Here is a 19,821-nt window from a genome sequence, read left to right as displayed (position 1 = left end):
ATTAATAACCGTCATCTATCGTTGATTGCACTACTTCATCAAGCCCCAGTTCGGGCGGCACGATGTAATCGCGACTGTTATCGCGACGTAGAAATTTGAAATTGAATTTGCATCCCTGAGCGAACCAGCTGTATAGCGCCGGTAAGACAACGAGTGTGAGAAGCGTGGCCGGGAGAATACCGCCCACGATTACGATTGCGAACGGCTTTTGACTTTGCGAACCGATACCAGTCGAAATAGCCGCCGGTACGAGACCAGCCAGCGCTACCAGTGTGGCAATCATGACCGGGCGCATTCTGATCACGCAAGCCGACATCAGTGAACTAACGTCTGTCGCGTCGTCTCCGCAAGTTTCACGAATTTTTGAAACGAGGATTACGCCATTTTGAATTGCTACTCCAAACAGTGCTATAAACCCGACGCCGGCCGAGATGCTGAAGTGAGTGCCTGTGAGGAAGAGGGCGATGATACCGCCAGTTGCTGCCAGCGGCACCGTAACCATAACGAGAGCGGCTATGGTGGCGCTGCCGAATGCTCCGTAAAGAAGCAGAAAAATCAGTCCCAGCGTCACGGGTACGACAACCGCCAGGCGAGCCATAGCTTCCTGTGCACGGTCGAACTGCCCGCTGAATTCCAGGCGATAGCCCTCCGGAATCTTCACCTGATCGCGAATCTGCTTTTGCGCCTCGATTACCGCAGAACCGAGGTCTCGGCCGCGGATGTTGGCTTTGACCGCGATGCGGCGTTCGTTTCGGTCTCGTAAAATGGCAGTCGCTCCATGCGCTTCAGTGATCTGTGCCAGCTGTCCAAGGGGGATGCGCTGCCCGGAGGGGGTGGCAACCAGTATGTTCTGAAGTTCTTCAGGCTTGTCGCGATAGTTTTTCTGAAATCTCAAAACCAGACCGAAGCGCTTCTCTCCATCGATCATTTCAGTGACATTGCGACCGCCGACGGATGTTTCCACAACGTCGAGAATTTGATTGGAATTGATGCCATAGCGAGCCGCTCGCTCGCGATCAATTGCGACCATCAACTGCGGTTGTCCAAGCAATTGGTCGTTTGCCACGTCTACCATGCCTGGCACAGCGGATACTATTTTGCGGATCTGGGTTCCCAGGTCGGTCAGAACCTGCAGGTCTGAGCCAAAAATTTTGATACCAAATTCGCCTTTTACGCCGCCTATAGCTTCGTCCATGTTGTCTTTGATGTATTGCGAAAAGTTATAGAGGAAGCCGGGCATTTTGCGGTTCAGGTCAGACTCCATCGAGTCGACCAGTTCTTCTTTTGTCTTGAATTGTTTGCGCCATTCGTCTTGCAGCTTTAGATCGACCAGTACTTCAATAGTTGAATAGGTGTTGGGATCTGTGCCGTCGTCAGGCGATCCTACCTGCGACACTACGTTTATTACTTCAGGGTATTCCTTGATTGTTCGTCTGATTTCACCAGCTACCTGCACTGCTTTGTCGAGCGAAACGCTGGTGGGCAGTATAGTGACGCGCAACCAGATATTGCCTTCTTCTAATTCAGGCAAAAACTCCGATCCTAGAAACGGCGTCAGAGCTAGAGATGAGAGCAACGAACCTAAGGCGATGAGCGAAATAACGATGCGGTGATTGATGGAAAATTTGAGTATCGGTCTGTACAGCTTTTCCAGAAAGGTCGTGATCGGGCTTTCTTTATCAGACGGCAATTTCCTGCCGAAGATGAAGAGGCAGAGTACCGGCACAACAGTCATTGTTATGAAGACCGCGCCAATCAAATTGAAATTCATGGTGATGGCAAGCGGGCGGAAAAGTTTACCTTCTACGCGTTCAAAGCTGAGAATTGGCAGAAAGGTCATGACGATAATTGCCGTCGAAAAGAGAATCGGTTTGGCCACTTCCTGCGCTGCTTTCAAGATGGTATGCAGTACTTCAACGTGACCATATCTGTCCGATTCACTTAAATGCGACAGGTGGCGAACAATGTTTTCAACCATCACAACCGCCCCGTCCACGATGATGCCAAAGTCGATGGCACCGAGCGAAAGCAGGTTGGCCGGCACTTTGAACAGGGTGAGCATGACGAAAGCAAAGAGCAACGCCAGCGGAATTACGACTGCGCAAATCAGAGCGCTGCGCACCTGAAAGAGGAAAAGCATGAGCAGCACGATGACGAGCACAATACCTTCAGCCACGTTATGACTGATTGTGTTGATGGTTCGTTTGACCAGCGCAGTTCTGTCGTAAAGCGGCTCCATATGCATGCCTGGAGGTAGCGATTTTGAGATTTCGTCCCAGCGTTCGCTTATATTGGCCACTGCATCGGAGGGATTTTCGCCGCGTCGCATCAGCAAAATGCCTTCGACAACGTCATCATCGTCGTTCTTGCCTACCTGTCCCTTGCGAATAGCCGCACCAATGCTGACTTTTGCTACATCGCTGACACGAATTGGAATGCCCGTGTCGCTTGATGAGACGACAACATTTTCAATATCGCTGACTGAGCGCAACAGTCCCATGCCGCGCACCATGTAGTTCTGGTCGTTGCGTACAATGTAGCTTCCACCGGTGGACCCGTTGGAGCTCGATATGGCATCTGCCACCTGCGACTGCGTAAGACCGGTCGCTCGCAATCGACCGGGGTCGAGTTCTACTTGAAAAATTTTGGTTGGTCCGCCAAATCCCGTCGAGTCGACGATGCCAGGCACCGACTTGAATTTGCGATTGAGAATCCAGTCTTGTGCTTCTTTTCTATCCATCGATGACCAAAGCCGCTTGCCTTCCACCGTGTAGCGAAAGACTTCGCCCACCGGAGAGGCGTTGGGATCCAATGCCGGTTTGACATTGTCCGGAACGTCGGCATTTGCAAGCCGCTCCAGCACCTGCTGGCGAGCGACGTAGGGATCTACTTCGTCGTCGAATACGACTGTAACGACCGACAATCCGAATATTGAAATGGAGCGAGGCGGGTCGGAATGCGGAATTCCATTCAACTCCTTTTCAATTGGAATGGTGACTAACTTTTCTACTTCTTCAGCTGCTTTGCCTGGCACTTGCGTGATCACGCGCACCTGCATGTTCGCAACGTCGGGATATGCCTCGAGCGGCAGATGCTGATAGGCGACGACTCCGGCGGCCAACAAAATCAAAGCCATAAAAACAACTAGATGTCTTTTATGGAGGATCTGATGGAGAAAGGCGCTCAAGTTATCCCGATTCCCTTAGTGATTCGGCTCGCAGGTCGAAGCTTCCTTTCGTTACAACCTTTTCGCCCGGTCTAATACCGGAGAGCACTTCAACGAATTTACCGCATTCGACGCCCAGTTTAACTTTTCGCTCTTCGAATTTACCTTGCGAAAGTGGCAGATAAACAACCTTTTCGGTGCCCGCATCCTGGACTGCGTCTTTGGGGATAGTTAAAACTCGGTGGTCGCCGATTAAAATGCGCATACGGGCAAACATCTTAGGTTTGAGCATCAGCCCCGGGTTTGGCACTTCTGCCCGCACCGCCAGTGTGCGGTTTTCGGGCGTCAGCGAATCGGCCACGAAATTCAAGCGACCGGCAAATTTATGTCCGGGAAAGCTGTCGACTTCCAGTTCGATCGGTTGCCCCTCGTGTACTTTGGAAACATCTTGTTCGTAGACATCGGCCTTGAGCCAGACATCGTGGAAGTCGCCGATCGTAAACAAGGGTTTGGTAGGATCGACAAGCTCGCCAACGTTGACCAGTCGCTCCGAGATGATTCCGCTTTCCGGCGCCAGTACCGGCACGACCGGGTCGATCTGGCGGGTTTTCAGCAGCTTATCGAGCTCGGATAGAGTCACTCCCAGTAAGCGCAGCTTTTGTTTGATGGGCTCGGTGATCAAGCGCATGCGCTCGTTTGACAGAGTAATGGTGGCATCGCGCTTTCGTTTCAGTGATTCCAGATTGATGCGATCTTTTTCCAGCGCCGTCCGTGCGGCCTCGAAATCCGCCTGGGAGGCAATTTTTTCTTCCACGAGGTTTTTCAAACGATTGAAGGTGCTTTCTGAAAGTTTCAGACCCTCTTGAGTGGTAGCCAGATCGGAATCTATCTGCAGAAGGTCTCGCTTCAAGTCGGCGCGCACTTGCCCCTCATTTTGCAATAAATCTGATTCCAGTTGCTCGATGTCAGTACTGCGAATATTGAGAAGCGGCTTGCCCTCCTCTATATGGTCGCCTGTGCGCACCAGTACTTCTTCTACGCGCCCGGTCACAGGCGTTGTCACATGTCGCATCAGGTTCGAGTCGGCAAGAACTTCTCCGTTGCATTTGACTGACAGATTGAGAATTTGGTTTTCGGTTGTGCCGTACTCCATGCCCGCGAGCTTTTGGGCGTCGGTGGAGAGGTCGATGATTTCGTCGCCATTTTTCAGTACTTGCGCCGGAGGTTGTGCTGCGGCAATCGGGTGCGATTGACTGGTCTCGCAGCCGCTAAGAAAACAGGGCAAAATGCCGATGCTCAGGGCGACGACGAAATTCCGGGCGATGGGAAACATGGGACCTTGATAGACCTCGGGCTGATTTGTCCCGGGCAAGAATAGGAATGAGAGTTCAGTGATGCCATGACAAGCTCAAGGGCATCTTATCCTGGTGATGTGCAGAATTTGTGTACTCTGTTCAGATGCCGTCATTAAAGAGCATAACAGGTACGCCAGCTTTACGAGCTCTGGTTTTTGCCTCCTGAGCGGCTGCCAGCAGAATGCCCGGGTGTGTGCAATCTTCAGGCATAGAAGCCACACCCATCGAGATTCCCAGCATTTTTGGGTCGAGCCCTGGCACGAGCGGTGACTGGGTGAGAGCGTGGGCGATGCGCTGTGCTAGTTGACCGGCTTCAGCTCGCGTTGTGAATGGCATCAGGAGGGCAAATTCCTGTTCGTAATGGGCGGCCCAGTCAAGCGGGCGCATTACTGAAAAAATTCGCTTTCCGGCTTCTTGCAAAGTCTTTTGTGGCACCGGCGTGATTGTACTTTCCGGGCTCATCGGCCTGATGCAAAGATCCAAGCGCACTACTGATAGTGGCTTGGGATCTTTTTGAAACCGGTTGAATTCATTGACCAGGAAGAAGAGGAAGGCACCGTGCGAAATGAAGCCGGTATCCGGATTGGTGAAACTCTTGTAAATGCTGTCTACAGCCGAGCGGTCCAGATCGACTGGAGCGGGAAGTGGTCTTGGTGCTGTCGCTACACTCTGTCTGGAAAGCTCTTCATTTGTCATCGGAAATTCACTTGATGGAGTTTGTGTATTGGCTGTGTATTGCAGATTGGCTGGGCCGGGCGCTGGTTGAAGTGCAACCGTCGGTGGCGGCGGCCCGGCTTGATAGTTCGCCGCCGGCTGACCTGTGTTACCTGGAGGTAGGCTGTATCCACTTGCTGACGGCGCCATTTGATCGCTCCACTCGAGACTGGTGTTCACTTCCGTCCTGCCATGAGTCGTGGGAAGGTGTTGTTCGTGCTCGCGCGGCAGGTAGGGAGCGTTGTTAGCGCTCAGATCGGGCAGCGGCAGCTCCAAGCCTGCAGGTTCTTGTTCAATCGGTGCTGTATATTTGGTGCGCTCGCATTCTGCCAATACGAGAGTGTGGATTAGAGTGGCGTCGACTGTTTCGTAGTTCCAGAGCACGGGTTGATCTTCGTCACCGCCAAGGTGCAGGAACCACGTGGGTTCCTCAGCGTTTATGCTGCATGTCACTTTGATTATGTAATTGTTTGGATTATTGTTTGATTTCCAGGGAAGTTCGACGATGTTGGTTTGGTTTTGCTGCGCTGTTGATAGCGCCAACATAAGATCTGTGACAGAGGGAACGGCTGACATTTTCTGCAGGGTCACCGTTGTTGCGGCCTGACCCGGTTGTGTTTGCTCGAAGGAATCGTATAACGACATGCGGACTCGTCCTGGATATGCAGACTCGATATTGTAGAGTCAATTTTGACTTACCCAGTAGATTTATTAATCTCACCCGGCAAATCCTGCACCTATCAGCATTAGTAGCTGCGTTTGGGTCGGGTTGAGAATCAAGCTGTGCGCCATTGCGCAGAAATTTTTTCTGCACGTTCAATTTTTGTGATTGCGGTGTATATGGTCTATAGCTGCTGGGAGTTTGTGGGAACCGTGAACGATATTGTCATCAAAATAGGCGAATTGCTTGTTCGTGCCGGCATAGTTACAGGAGTCGATCTGTCCGAAGCCGAGAAGCTGGCCAAACATATGAATCTGCAATTCGGGCAGGTTTTGATCATGTCTGGTTGTCTGTCCGAGCACGACCTAGACTGTGCGCTTGTGGCTCAACAGCTGATTCGCGAGGAGTTGTTGACTGTAGATGTCGCGTGTCGGGCACTGGCGCTGGCTTCTCAACATCAGATGCCCTTCGAAAATGCTCTGGAAGCGCTCAACGTGGTTCCTAAATATGGAACTGCAAGTGTTGAGATGGCTGAACTTCTGGCCGATGCCGCCATCATTCCAGGCGAGTTGCTTGAACAGGCTTTGATGACCAGCCTGGCCACCAGTGTCTCACTGGGCGAGTTGTTGGTGCGTGAACATGCTATTTCGTCATCGCTTATTCCCGTTTTAAACGTTATGTTGGCCGATATAAGCGCCGGAAACGTTCAGCAAGAACAAGCCATCAATGAGATTCGCAAGAATCATCACAACTGGCAGCGGGGGCTGCAGTCTGGTACCGACGTGCCCGTCTCACCAGCTCCGGTTCGGGCGCAAGAGCCGTCACCGGTATTCGTATCACAGGAATTGATGCATGCTTATGAGAGTTATCAGCCTCAGCAGCAGGCTCAGCCTCCTCAGCAGAATCATCTGCCTCCGCAACCGCAACCAGCATCGCAGCAGCAATATCAGCAGCCTTCGCAACCGCAACCAGCATCGCAGCAGCAATATCAGCAGCCTTCGCAACCGGCTTCGCCCCCGGCCTATCAGCAACAGGCTACGCAATCGGGGGCTTCGGCGCCTCACCTGCAACCAGTTCCACCACAGGCGTATCAGAATGCGCCGTCGGCTCCGCAGGGATTTCCGCAGCCTTCTCCGGCGCCGCTTCAGGGCTACCAACAGCCTGCGCCGCCCACCCCACCGCCGGGTTACCAGCAGCCTCCCCAGACGCCGCCGCAGGGCTACCAGCAGTCTCCGCAGCCCACGCCGCCGCAGGGCTATCCGCAGCCTCCACAAACTCCACAACCATACCCGCAGCAGTCTCAACCGACCGGTTATCCGCAGCAAACCCAATCTTCTCCGCCGGCGGGCTACCCGCAACTTCAAGCTCCATCGTCGCCATCACAGCCGTCTTCTCAGACCCCGCAGGCGTCTCCGTCTCCTGCGCCCCTTTCCATTCACGATGTTTTGTCGATGTTTCAACAGCGCAATCCTGTGTCGGAAAGTTCCACTCAGGCTGTACCTAAGGAGCAGCAGGCGGCATCCTGGTCTGCGTTCGTGCAGTCGCAAAGCTTCGACCCTAACGATGTCGAGCCCACTACGCCGCCCCTTTCTGTGGCTGCTGACGAGGCTAGATTGCGTCATCCCGAAGAGGTTGTGCAGGGAACTTACGCTAAAACATTCGATGGTAAGAAATCTGCCGAGCTTCTCGCTGAGACATTTGAACAGCCGGTTCCGGACTTCGAACCTGCTGCTGAAGTGATCGCAGCAGGAGAAAAGACTTCCAAAGAACCTCGCGCTGAGAAGGAGCCGGAAAAAGAGAAGGAATCTCAGCAAGAGCCAGAGCGTGATGATTCCTCCAGCGAAAACGAGCAGTTCCATCTTTTAGTAGAGCTGTTGATTGAAGCATCGTATTTCGATCGAGAAGACATTATTGAATCAATCAGCAACGCCCTGAAGGATGAATCTAAGGCCGTTAAATTGTTGAAAATGTTGGGTCTGGCGGATGCCCGAACAATTATGGCCGCCTCTATTTGCGCGGATGCTCTGGGCTCTAACGAATTGACTTCGGGAGAGGCACTGGCCGTTCTTGGTGATATCAAAGATGGTGCCGAGATTCATGAGGCGCTTGAATCCGTCAATCTGGAGTTAGCCGTGACCGTGTCGGCCAATCTGCAGATGATGTTTGATGACGAAGTGGACGAGAGCTTTTATGTTGGCGATGTCTCTCGCACCGTGGATATTTTCGAACCTGACGATTTCGCGGAAGAGCCCAAGTCTACGCAGAAAGACGCTGCTCCGGTTGTAAATGCACCGCCGGCAGCGGTGGCGCAGGATGATACTCCGCCTATTGCCTTTGGCTATGGACGAGAGCGTCTTAAGATAGCCAAGCGCACTGACCCGCAAATGGAGACACCGAAGGACATACCCGCGGCTTCACCAGCTCCGGCGGTAACCCCGACAGTTGAACCAGCTGCGATGGCTCAGTCGCAGCCGGTTGAGGCTGACCGTCCACAGACAGTAATCGGTGGTAAAAAGGTTTCTTCCTTGAGCGAGGTGTTTGAGAAACTTTCGGGGGTCGAAAATACGACTACCGCCGCGACGCCCGCTCCGGTTGCTGCACCGCCTGTGACACCACTGGCGGCTCCGACCCCACCCCAGAATCGAGAAGTCTCTCCCTCGACTGGTTTTTCGCCGCCCTCAAGAACTGGTACGCCTGCGGTTGCTAAATCGTCCAGTCCCAACCAGCCCGTTTTTCCTGTTAACGCGGCAAATCAGGAGAACCCATCATCCGATAATCAAACGTCTTCCGCCTGGTCGGGTCCCGTTGCGGAGAACCATGCGGATGCAAACTTGGCTGCAAGTACAGGACCTTCGTCCGACTTGACCACCGCTGCTGATAGCTCCGCGGCTGCTATTGAGATAGATAAGAAGGCTGCTCGGAAGCGTAATTCGACTACTTTTAATTCTCTGCAGGCTGTCTTTGTTCCGTCAACCGGAGAGCTGGCAGTCATGAGCGACAAAGAGGAAGCTGTCGAAAGCCCTGCGGCGACTGAGGACTCTAGTGCCCAGAATATTGCTGTTGTTTCAGCTGAGGCAAGCAGCGAGTATGCCGCTTACACTTCGAAAACCCAAGCGGAAGTGCCGAAAGAAGAGAAAGCGGATGAAGCTGAGAAAGCGGAAGCGCTGAAAGAAGAGAAGGCGGAAGAAGCCGAGCAAGCAGAGGCGCTGAAAGAAGAAGAGAAGGCGGAAGAAGCCGAGCAAGCCGAGGCGCTGAAAGAAGAAGAGAAGGTGGAAGAAGCCGAGCAAGCAGAGGCGCTGAAAGAAGAAGAGAAGGTGGAAGAAGTCGAGAAAGCAGAGGCGCTGAAAGAAGAAGAGAAGGTAGAAGAAGCCGAGCAAGCAGAGGCGCTGAAAGAAGAAGAGAAGGTGGAAGAAGCCGAAGCGGAAGTACAGGAAGAAGAAAAAGAAGAGCCTGTATCGGTCAAGAAGGATTCGAAGAAGAAAACCGGCAAGAAAACATCAGAAGCGGTTGCAGAGGATCTCGATGCTGCGGAAGAAGAGCCGGCTGATGAAGACTCTAAAAAGAAGCCCCGCACTTCGAAAGCAAAAGTCCGGGGTGGGGTGAAAAACAGCGCTGCGCCGAAGAAATCAAAACGTCGCAAGTAGCAATGTTCACCACTTCCAAGCCTATTAAATGCTTCACGATGCTCAGGACGTGTATCGGTACCGCTGTTGTGGCGACGATTTTGTGCTCATGCTCTACGGATTACGAGCAGAAGTGCAAAGAGCAGGCTCAATTGGGATCGAAGAGTTTGCAATCGAATCAATTTTCTCAAGCAGAGCATTTCTACCAGGCGGCTGCTGACCTGGCAAAAAATAGTGCCAATGCACTTCAATATCCACTGATGCTGCGGGAATTGTCGAGAGCGCAGATCGCTCAGGGCAAATTGGACACTGCGGCGCAAAACTTGCAGCTTGCTGTCGATTATTATGATGGACTGCCTGGAAAATCAGCGAGTCCGCGTTTCGATCAGTCTGTAGTGAATGAAAGGGAGTATGAGGCTCTTGCGTCACTGGGTGACGTTCTTGTGCAGCAGCATAAAGACATGGAAGCCAAGCATGCTTACGCCAGGGCAATCGCGTTGGGCAGCAAAATAGTCGAACCCCCATCGATTGCCGAAGTTGTGAACCAAAATTATGTCAACGTGCTTGAAAAGACTGGCGATCATGCCCTCGCCGCTGAACTTCAAGCTGATATCGATTCATCTTCTTCTACTGTGATTGAGTTCGACGAGCGTTACAACACAGTTGTGGCAGCGATCTTGCGTGGTCAGTATGCAAATGCCGAGAAGCAACTGGAGCGTCTGCAGAGGGCGTCGCGCAAATTCATCGGAGATACGGCTCGCTTAGGTAAGGTGGAAAGCTATTTGGGCTTCATGCAGATTGCGCGCAACGCTCCGGATCAGGCGGAAGTTACCTTGCGCGATTCAATCAATATGTTGCCTCGACGTCAGGAATACATGGGTGAAATTTGTCATTCATATGCACTTTGGGGTTTGGCTCGAGAGTTGCAGGGTGATACTAAATCTGGTATCGAATTTTATCGAAAGGCATTTTCCATCGATCCATTTCTTCAGATGAACTTGTTGATTCAGACCAGCGATGCACTACTTAAGTCGGGTCATCCTGCCGAAGCTAATCGGGTGCGTAGCCGGGTCGCTTTTTTGTATCAAGATCCGGGTTTCAAGGCTATTCCCGTCACGTCACTAGACTTCGTAATGCTCTCCAATGTACAAAACCTGGTTGGTCAAACTGCGCTCGCCAGGCAGACCCAGATTAACGGGCTGACGCACCTGGAGCACGAGAGTTCGCTGACTGGGTTCCGAGAGATGCGTGGGGCGTTGCATCTTTATAGATCTTTCGCTGCGGCCCAGGAGCCCAAGTTGGCTAAGCGCGCGCTCAGGCAGTTATACATCATCGGCGAACGATCGCCGCAGGGAAAGGTGCAGCTGCAAAAACTCTTGCAGCGAGAACACTTACCCCCATCGCCGCCGGGTTGATTAAATTCAAACAAGGCCACAACCCCCGATGTTGTATTTGAATTTCAGTCATTGTTAGGGTGTTGGTACAACCGCTCCTCTTGCCCAAACCTCTCCATAGCCGTCAAACACCAAACATTTGCCCAGTGCCGAGTTTGCGTCGCACCACAGCACACACCAGTGTGCAGTTCTGGTTCGACCAGCAAATTCGTCGTCTCAGGGCATTACATTGCAGAAGTGGCCTGCCAGGAAATCGAACATCGAAGTTGCTTCGCCACATCCGCCATTTGGATGTTCGATTTCCTGGTCACTGCTGCTCACTGTTTTAATTTTAAGTCCCGTTGTTTCTGATGACGGACTTTTGTCCAGCCGTTTCGTGCACAGATTTTGTTGAGCATCTTGTGCATGGACTTTTGATCACCGAGTTTCGTACACCCGTTCCCTGGCGAACGCACCGACGCGTTTGTCCAAACAGCCCACCAGGGCGAGAAAGGATCTGAAATGGCCGCTCCGAAGAAGACGAGCAAGAACCAGACCGCCGGCGTTCGTGCCGCCGAGAAGGCCGCTCTGGAGAACCGCCCCACCAAGCACGTCTGCATGTCGGCGAACTGCCCGACGCCCGGCGCGAGCATCCTCCTCAAGGACCTCGTCACCGCCGTCACCGCGCCCAAGCGCCGCAAGCTGTACTACCACCGCAACTGCTGGAGCTCCATGCGCTAGTACAGCGTCGCAGGCGAGTCAGTCACGCTTCAGAGGGGGCACATCGCCCCCTCTGAAGGCGTAGCGGGTAGTGTCATATATGGTGCCGGAATTTTTTGCTTCCTGAGTACTATTTGTTTTAGTATTTAAACTGAAAGCGATAAACGAAGCGTCTACTAAGGAGAATTGAATTGCTGTTTTAGCTTGAACTGTCGCTTGTTTGACAAATAGGCGCTAGCATTATGAGGAACATGACAGTTTGCGCGTCGTCTCAAAAATAAGGTTGGGACAGAGGTTTTACGGCTCCAATGAAGAAGCTGCTTGCTATCGGGCTGAGTTTGGTCACTTTCTCCACTTTCTCGATGGGCAGCGTTACTGCGCAAGAGTCCTTTCGTATTCAACGTGGAGCCGCACCGCAAGCGCCATCCTACAGCAATCCAGATGACGGTCCCGCACCGGCGCCTAATTTCAGAGACAGCAGCAATGGTTCATCCAGTCTTGTTGGACCTGGAAATGTCATACAGGGCGGTGTTCAACGCAACGACATGCAGGGCTTTGCCGACGACAATGGCCTAAATCAGCAAGCCTCGATGGGGCGCGCACCGCTTGCCGGCGGCGTGCAACGTAACGACATGCAGGCTTTTGCCGATCAAGCCTCGTCTAATCTGCGCCCGCTCAACGGTGGAAGTCAGGATTACATGATGCGCGGTCAAGCAGAACAAAGACCACTTGCCGGTGGAATCACACAGCTCGAGCTGAAGAAACTGGCACAGCATGATGTGGTGTTGGTCATCGACAAAAGTGGATCGATGAACACTCCTGACTGCCCTGGGGTCGGCTCTGGCAGCGGTTTGGCTAGCCTTGGTCTGGGAAATAACAGCAGCAGTTTGATGCACATATTGGCTGCTTTCGGCGGTATCAGTCTCGGTGGTGGTGGCGGCTTCGGCGGCATGACCCGCTGGGATTGGTGTGGAGCGCAAATCGCCGCACTCACCCAGCAATATCAGAGTGCTGCTCCTGCTGGTCTGAGTGTGGTTCTCTTTTCCACCGGCACAAGAATTTTTCCGAATGTGAAAGTGCAGGACATTCCGAAAATTTTCACCGAATTTCGTCCTGGTGGTCTGACCAATGAGGCGACTGCGCTGAGACAGACCCTTGGCGATTATTTCAGCAGGAAAGACCTTACAAACGGCAACGTCAAGCCGCTTATCGTCGCTATAATCACCGATGGTGAGCCAACCGACAAAGGTTCAGTCGTGCAAGTGATCGGGCAGACAATGAGTCAAATGCGACGCCCCGATGAAATCAGAATTACATTTTTGCAGGTCGGGAATACCTTTGATGGTGCCGGTTTCGTGCAAAATTTACAGCGCACTTTTCCAATCGTTTCCAGCAAGACTTTCGGTGAGTTGCAGCGTTCAGGTTTAACAAGAGCGCTTGTAGACAGCATCTCGGATAGACCCAGCAGCCCGTTTTAGTCTAGGTTTTGAATTTGTCCCAGCGAGAAGGATTTGGTCCCTTGTCGTCTTTAGTTTCGGGCAGATCCGTTCTGAAGCGTGATTGAAAGCGGCGTTTCAATCTGTCGATGTCTTCTGGCTCATCCACCCACTCTTCGGTAAATCCACAACTGCCGCAGATGTAACGAGTCAATGCCACTGTTTCTACCAGACCCAGATAAATTACGGTGCCGCCTTCCAGTTTTGCGTCGATGCGAATGATGTCGCGAGATTTGCATTTCCGGCACACGCCCCGGTTTTTCATCTGGTCTCTCCTGTTTGAAGTGAGTATGTTACACCGTCACCATTTTTGGTGGCAAACCGGATAATACTATCGATTATAATAAACGGCGAGCCAGAAAAAATCTGCAGAGCCGGAGTGCCATTTCACAAGCTTTCGCTTGCTACGTGACACTCCGGATGCAGACTCTTCCCAGCTCTCCGAAGAGAGACGACTCATTCGAGCCGGCATACAGCGCCGCTTTTAGAGTCGTTTGCGATTACCGCTTGCGCGACCGGGTCGAGCGAGCAGCGGCACCGCGGCGGGTCGGGGCATTGACCTTGAGCGGCTCACTCTTCGAGTGCGCCAGCTTCAGGGTGCCGCCGTTCTTCTTGGCGCCCGCGGTCTCCTCGGTGTAGGAGTGACCCTCGATGACGAGCGAACGACGACCGTCGCTGCCCGGCACGAAGGGAACGACCTCGCCGAAGAGGTGGTCGTGGTACATCGTGAAGACACCGATGCTCTGGCTGCGACGGTGGTAGTCACCGAGGTGACCGTTCCGGTTCGCCTGCCAGAGGTAGCCGACCTCGTGCGACTGGTGGCTGTTGTTCACCGGCTCGGGCAGCGTGTGCTCGATGTCGGTCCACCAGGCAGAGCCCGACTTGCCGTCGACGCTCTTGACGATGTCGTAACCGCGCTGCAGCCACTCCTCCTGCGAGGAGTCACCAGCGGCACGGCGACGGAAGGAGCCGACCATGAACAGCGTGGTGCCGTTCACGAGCACGCCGGCGCCGTAGGGCAGGACCTGGATGTTCTCCAGACCGTCGATGCCGAACAGCTCGTCGATCTCGGTGGGCAGCTTCACCGACGGGTCAGACGGGATGTCCGAAGCGTCGGGGTGGTTGGCCGCCCAGGTGTCGAGGAAGCGCTTCTTCATCTGGACGTAGTCCATGATGGAGAGCTCGTTGGGCAGACCGATGTTCGTCCACGAAGGGATGTAGAACACCGACGCGCCGAACTGGGCGAAGCGCTTGATGAAGTCGCCGTTGGCCTTGCCGAGCGCCAGAACGCGCTCTTCGAAGCCATCGTTGGCCATCGCGTCTGCGAGCGCCTGGGCGTCCTTCAGACGGTGGAGGAAGTTGACCTCGGTGTCGGCCAGCGCTCGGAACGAGTCCTCGTCAGCGATGTGACCGAGCAGGAACACGACCTCCGGGCGAGTGCGCTCGATGTGGTCGAGAATGAGCTTGACGGCGTTCTCGTCGTGGTTGGGGAACAGGGTGTTCGCCAGGGCCACGATCTTGGTGCCGTTGGGAAGCTCGAGGTCGTAGATGCCCGCCTCAGCCAGAGACTGAACGGCGTGCTCCTTGACGACCACCGGCTTCAGGGTGTTGTTTCGCTTAGCCATGGTTATCGCCTCCCTTCGAGAAGGAGACCGCGCGAACGCAGCTCCTCGTAGAAGCCGATGACCCGTGCGCTCAGCTCGTCGCGGCTCTTCAGCCGGAGAACGTTCGGGCAGGTCACCTGGTTGTAGCTCGTCGGCACCAGAATTGCCGCGTGTGCCATGTCAGCCACGGCGACAGCGGTCGTGCGGTTGTCCTCGACAAGCAGCGGAATGTGCTTCTTGCCCAGGTAGCCCGGCTTCTGGTTCGGCGAGATGAACTTGACGTCACGGTCGACGTCGACGGGCAGACCGAGCTTCTCGATCAGCCTGATCGTCTCACGCTGGGCGATGCCCGAGTGCAGCGGGTTCTTGTCGTCGCCGACAACGTCCGTTGCGCCCGGGACCCAGGTGAGGATGGTGATGCCGATGCCGGCAGCCTTGATCGCTTCCATCTGCTCCTTGATGCCGGGGATCATCGGCAGGTCGCCGTAGCCGCCGGACGAGAGCATGCAGAAGTGCTTGAACAGGTGCTGGAACTCGACCGGGTTGATTCCCACCTCCGGGTCGTACCCGAAGTTGTAGAAACCAGCCTTGGACGCATCCAGGTTGGCACCAGGGTATGAAGCGTTGGCCACGCGGGCGAACTGCTCCATGAAACTGACGACGACCTCGTGGAAGTCGAACGCCACGACGGGAACCCACTTGTGGCTAGTGCCGGGCTCCAGGACACTCTTGGGCGGCCAGTTCCGCGGCTTGCTGAGCTGCGGGCCCGCCTTCTTTCTTGAAGTACTCATAACTTCTCCTTAGATTCGAAGATATAGGCGCGTCAAAGCCAGCCGCGGAATTGCGACTGGCTCTGCTGCCTGATTACCTGTGAAGACGGGCGGGTTAGCGGTCCGTCGAGGTGTACAGCTTGCCGTTCCACTGGAAGACGTGGCGCGGCCGACCGTCGATCTCGACCTCGATGATCGGGATCATGTTCATGTGGACCTTGCCGTTCACAACGGTGGCAACGGCGAGGCCGGGGTGCCAGTTGTTGAGCAGGTTGGCGTAGCCCATCATGGAGTGGTTCGGGTTGACCAGCATGCCGAGCTCGTAGGAGCGAATGACGCCCTTGGTGATCTCACGCATGTTCGAACCGAGACGGTGGGTGTGACCGTGCGCGACAGACTGCAGGTCCTTGTCGGACACCGCACGCGGGCTGGCGCCGGGACGCGGACGCACGACGTAGCCGTGAATCAGCTTGAGGTCGCCATTGAGCTTCAGACCGCCGCCGAAACCGCCGGCGTTCTGGAGGTCGTAGATGAAGGTGACGGGGTCACCGGGCTTGTAGCCGAGCAGCTCGTGGAACGACATGATCGGCTCACGGGAGCCCATGCCGACGAGACCGGCGATCTTCGAGCCGACGTTCATCAGCCAGCGACGGTTGCGGTCCTCATGGTTGCCCATGGTGATGAACGTGTGCATGGCGCCGGAGCACTCGATGAGCTCGTCGATGAGCTCACGAGTCTCGCCGACCTCCCATGCCAGGTTCTCCGGGATGCGCGCGTTCTTCGGCCAGGCCGAAAGACCGAACACATCGCCGACGTCGCCGATCAGGACGAGGATGTGGGGCTGGTAGTCCGCCAGGAACTCCTTGACCGCCCACATGATCTGCTCGTGGTGAGCAGGGGCGTGGATGTCGGGGAGGATGGCGAGACGAAGACCGTCAGGCAGCTGCAACGGCAGCACGCCATTGAAGGTCAAGAAACCGAATTCGGAGTGCTTGAGGCTGCCGATACGAATCGCGTTGTAGATCGCTTCACGGACTGCGGTCTCGTCGACCTTTGCCACGGCGGCGACCTTAGCAGCGACGTCTTCGACAGACCTGCTTGCTTTGGTACTCATGATCTTGTTCTCCTTCCTGCGACCAACTTATGGAGTTGGAGGCACGGAAATAGGCACCTCGGAAGTGAGGTGTTGGTTGATGAATGGACTTTGGGAGTTGCCATCGCTCGAACACCATCACTCGCTGAGGAGATGTTCGTGATGAAACGGAGCCGATGACAACCATCGCCCTTGACACCTCAACACGGTTTTCGCGAGGTGCGTGTGATTGAGCCGGGGTGGTGTTGTGAAAACCGCAGCTCGAGTAAACGGTCATTTCATCCAGATCCACTCACGGTCAGAATTCCAGCTTGCTCAGGGCAAGGAGGGAAGGCTGAAGATGAAGTACTAGGTTAGAACAGGGGGATTCGGGACCTAGGCGGAGGAAACGGAGAAATGTACCCTCAGCGTAGTTTCTTTGAAGAACAGTTACAACTTCGCCTTAGCCCCGTATCATCTGAAAGCCTCACAGGACCAGCCTCTTGACAATTTTAATATTTGGGCGTGCTGGCGCCTCGGGGTGTATTACGTTGGACTGTTAACTGGCTGGCGCAGGCGCAACAGTCTTTAAAAACGAAAGAAATTGCAAAATGTGATGTCTAGCGGAGCTGATGCATCAATCCTGGCCAGGGTTTTCAGGCTCTTGGATAGGATTGCGGTTGTCATGTGGTTGCTCTTAAACCTGCATCGTATGCGGCTTACGCGAGCCTCACAATTTGCTAAAGATGGCATCTCGTGGGTTTGGCTCCCTGGATAGCTCTTTGAGCTTCCTGTAGAGGGCCACTTCCTCACCAGTCAATTGCTGCGGAATCACGACTTCTGTAGTAACTAGCTGATCCGCGCCAGCCAGTCCCAGTCCTTTCAGTCTGTAGACCCGACCTGTTTGAGTTAGCGGTTGAATCTTCATCACAACTTTTCCAGTCGCGGACGGCACTTCGATATCAGCACCTAGCATCGCTTCGTAAATGGTCACAGGTACGGTACAAACCAGGTCTCTTCCAAGTACTGACAGAAACGGGTGTTGTTTGAGATGTACTTTGACAATCAGGTCGCCTTTGCGCGCTGCGCGGAGGTCGTAGCGGCCTTTATCGGGGATTCTTATGTCCATCTGGTCGTACATGCCGGGCGGCAGGTCTATTTCTTCGTTTCTCTCTACGTTGAAATAGCCAAGTCCGCGGCAATTTTGACATTGCATCTTGTTCACGGCTCTCTGACCTGAACATTCGGAGCATGGTTTTGGATCGCTGATTTTTATCTGCCGGTGCGTGCCTTTGATAGCTTCTTTAAGTGTCACCTCCAGCTCCATTTCGATCGCCATCGCCTGCACTTTGGGCTGCCGATCTTTGTCCATCTCAGCAGTGGGAGCGGCACTCGCGTGCTTCGTCCAGAGGGCGCGCAGGTCTGAGCTGCTGTTGCGAGCGTTGGCGCTGTTTTTGTCGTATTCCCGACGCTTAGCCGGATCGATCAGGACTTCATAGGCATCGGAGATGTCTTTGAATGTCTTGATCAAAATGTCAGGGTCCATACCCTGAACGCTGACGTGCGGCCCGAACTTTTCGTAGAGGTCATGATAGGCCTCTGTAATCTCTTCTGAAGTCGCATCGGGACGTACACCGAGGATGTAGTAATAATCCTTGCTGGTCTGAGTTTTAGATACGCCGCTGCGGTCGTCTGGCATCTTGGTCTTGTCTTTGGTTTTTCAGCAAAGCTGGTCCGAGAGGAAAGCTGGTGCCCGTTTTTCCTAGAACACTTCTAGATTAGATTCCAGCCCCCATGATACACAGTAAAAGGCGTCACTGTACACCGACTTCTCACCAGTTTAGTGCTTTAACAGGGGTTGCGAATTGTCATGATCGACTACTTTTGCAGTCGAAACTTCGCTTCTTGTTGCACTGCATATGGTGCATAGTAAAAGGCGTCTTTTGAATGTGATGCTGTATATGGTGGCGGCAGTGGCAAACTGGATGAAACTTTTGAAAGCGGCTGCTTATTCCGGCGAGCCCTGGCAATTTTTTAGCTCATTGAAGCGCTGTAAGGCAGTGGGGGGATTGTCAGCTATTTTTGACAACTCGCCCTTTAGCTCGTGGAAAATGGCATTTGCCAAGTTTTTGTCATGCATTTTGTCAACTTGAACGAGGCTTCTGGCGAGGGTCTCATCCTTGCTGCTGGGCAGTGAAGTTCCGCATGCTTCAACTGTGAGTTGGTGCTGTCCTTGAACCGACTGATCCGTTAGAAGAACATCAGTGAGCTCTGGAATCCCGCTTGCGCGCGCGCCCCATGTTGTGGCCGCGACTCGCCTGACATTGCGGTCTTCGATGCTGAAAATTTCCGCGGCGCTCAGAATCGCCTGCTGTGACTCACTGCTGTTGCGAGCATTGGCTGATTCGGTCGTCTCAAATTGCATGTTGCACCTCACTTCTTTTGAAAGTTTTTTTACTGCAGTCTGGTCGTTTTTTTACACCGCGAGTCGGTTATGAATGGCTGGAATGCCTGTCAATCAACTGCACATTGAATTGAACAATTATCGAATTTTATGGTGGCTGAAATGTGTCAGCCGAATATAGCCCTTATTTCCCGAGACTTTGCAGTGCGTAGGTGCTTCAGCAGCAGCAGTGGTGCGCGATTCGCTCACTTCCAGGAAATGGAACGCAGGGCGGCTCTGACTTGCCCCTGGGCTGCATAGTCAGAGCGTGGCGATTGCCAGTAAATTTCCTGAACCGCACTGCCTGAACCGTCCGAGTCGACATAAACTGTTTCGTTTTCGTAGTGATTTTCCAGGTAGGCGCCCCGTACGATCAGCACTCGCTTTCCGTTCAGCGACTGGGTTCTTGCATCGAGCATCGTGTATGACTCTTTGTCTGCTTTGGTGCCAAGCACCTCATCCAGCGATTTGATCTCGGATTGCGAGAGGGCGTGATCTGCCTGGGACAGAGTCTGTGTAAAGCTGTTACTGCCGCTCTCGGACATGCGGTGACCGCGGTAAAAGAAACACAGTTTGGTTTCCGGAAATTTGGTCGAATGATACTCGCTGAATGGAGCGGGACTTGCTTCGGTTATGCCTTTCTCCCAGTCGTCTCGTAATATGACGCTGTCGACCTGACCGAACGAAACAGTTTCTCTCCTTTGATTGGGATTCGGCATTCTCCCAGTTGATTCCAGGGATAGTTTCAGAGCGGCGTGATTGTCGACTGACACCGGTTGCGCAGTTTCGACTTGTTCGCAAAAATTCGCCATTTCAATTCCTCT

13 protein-coding genes and 2 pseudogenes are annotated in these 19,821 nt (G+C 53.8%); 5 read left to right on the top strand and 10 right to left on the bottom strand.

The window, feature by feature from the left end:
* Window position 1 precedes the first annotated feature (1 nt).
* The 3 genes from EKK48_12640 to EKK48_12630 all read right to left on the bottom strand — a co-directional run bounded on the left by EKK48_12640 (window position 2) and on the right by EKK48_12630 (window position 5,880).
* A complete protein-coding gene (locus EKK48_12640) occupies window positions 2-3,187 on the bottom strand; it encodes an efflux RND transporter permease subunit (protein RTL41761.1) in 3,186 nt (1,061 codons plus the stop codon).
* Between the two features lies 1 nt (window position 3,188).
* A complete protein-coding gene (locus EKK48_12635; protein RTL41760.1) occupies window positions 3,189-4,499 on the bottom strand; it encodes an efflux RND transporter periplasmic adaptor subunit in 1,311 nt (436 codons plus the stop codon).
* Between the two features lie 121 nt (window positions 4,500-4,620).
* Window positions 4,621-5,880, bottom strand: a complete 1,260-nt coding sequence (locus tag EKK48_12630) for a diguanylate cyclase (GenBank protein RTL41759.1) — start codon at window positions 5,878-5,880, stop codon at window positions 4,621-4,623.
* 724 nt (window positions 5,881-6,604) lie between these two features.
* On the opposite strand from EKK48_12630, the pseudogene EKK48_12625 reads away from it, so the two are divergent.
* From EKK48_12625 to EKK48_12605, 5 genes and pseudogenes are all read left to right on the top strand, one after another.
* Window positions 6,605-6,745, top strand: a pseudogene (locus EKK48_12625) (hypothetical protein).
* Window positions 6,745-9,540, top strand: a complete 2,796-nt coding sequence (locus EKK48_12620; protein ID RTL41758.1) for a hypothetical protein — start codon at window positions 6,745-6,747, stop codon at window positions 9,538-9,540. The pseudogene EKK48_12625 and the gene EKK48_12620 overlap by 1 nt, the downstream one beginning before the upstream one ends.
* Window positions 9,541-9,542: 2 nt before the next feature.
* Window positions 9,543-10,934: a hypothetical protein gene (locus EKK48_12615; GenBank protein ID RTL41757.1), complete on the top strand. Its 1,392-nt coding sequence runs from the start codon at window positions 9,543-9,545 to the stop codon at window positions 10,932-10,934.
* Window positions 10,935-11,414: 480 nt separating this feature from the next.
* Entirely contained in the window at window positions 11,415-11,633 is a 219-nt protein-coding gene (locus EKK48_12610) for a hypothetical protein (GenBank protein RTL41756.1), read from the top strand.
* Window positions 11,634-11,920: 287 nt separating this feature from the next.
* Window positions 11,921-13,090, top strand: a complete 1,170-nt coding sequence (locus EKK48_12605) for a hypothetical protein (GenBank protein ID RTL41755.1) — start codon at window positions 11,921-11,923, stop codon at window positions 13,088-13,090.
* A gap of 91 nt (window positions 13,091-13,181) precedes the next feature.
* On the opposite strand, the pseudogene EKK48_12600 reads toward EKK48_12605, so the two are convergent.
* The 7 genes and pseudogenes from EKK48_12600 to EKK48_12570 form a co-directional block, all read right to left on the bottom strand.
* A pseudogene (locus tag EKK48_12600) lies at window positions 13,182-13,373 on the bottom strand (hypothetical protein).
* Between the two features lie 235 nt (window positions 13,374-13,608).
* A complete protein-coding gene (locus EKK48_12595; GenBank protein RTL41754.1) occupies window positions 13,609-14,733 on the bottom strand; it encodes a hypothetical protein in 1,125 nt (374 codons plus the stop codon).
* 2 nt (window positions 14,734-14,735) lie between these two features.
* Entirely contained in the window at window positions 14,736-15,503 is a 768-nt protein-coding gene (locus tag EKK48_12590) for a hypothetical protein (protein RTL41753.1), read from the bottom strand.
* Between the two features lie 94 nt (window positions 15,504-15,597).
* Window positions 15,598-16,596, bottom strand: a complete 999-nt coding sequence (locus EKK48_12585; protein RTL41752.1) for a metallophosphoesterase — start codon at window positions 16,594-16,596, stop codon at window positions 15,598-15,600.
* Between the two features lie 688 nt (window positions 16,597-17,284).
* A complete protein-coding gene (locus EKK48_12580) occupies window positions 17,285-18,253 on the bottom strand; it encodes a hypothetical protein (GenBank protein ID RTL41751.1) in 969 nt (322 codons plus the stop codon).
* Between the two features lie 309 nt (window positions 18,254-18,562).
* Window positions 18,563-18,979: a hypothetical protein gene (locus tag EKK48_12575; GenBank protein ID RTL41750.1), complete on the bottom strand. Its 417-nt coding sequence runs from the start codon at window positions 18,977-18,979 to the stop codon at window positions 18,563-18,565.
* Window positions 18,980-19,203: 224 nt separating this feature from the next.
* A complete protein-coding gene (locus tag EKK48_12570; protein RTL41749.1) occupies window positions 19,204-19,809 on the bottom strand; it encodes a hypothetical protein in 606 nt (201 codons plus the stop codon).
* Window positions 19,810-19,821: the final 12 nt, after the last annotated feature.

It is taken from the genome of Candidatus Melainabacteria bacterium, assembly GCA_003963305.1.
GTDB lineage: Bacteria > Cyanobacteriota > Vampirovibrionia > Obscuribacterales > Obscuribacteraceae > PALSA-1081.
The sequence above is the reverse complement of the archived record's forward strand: the minus strand, read 5'-3'. Positions and strand labels throughout refer to the sequence as shown.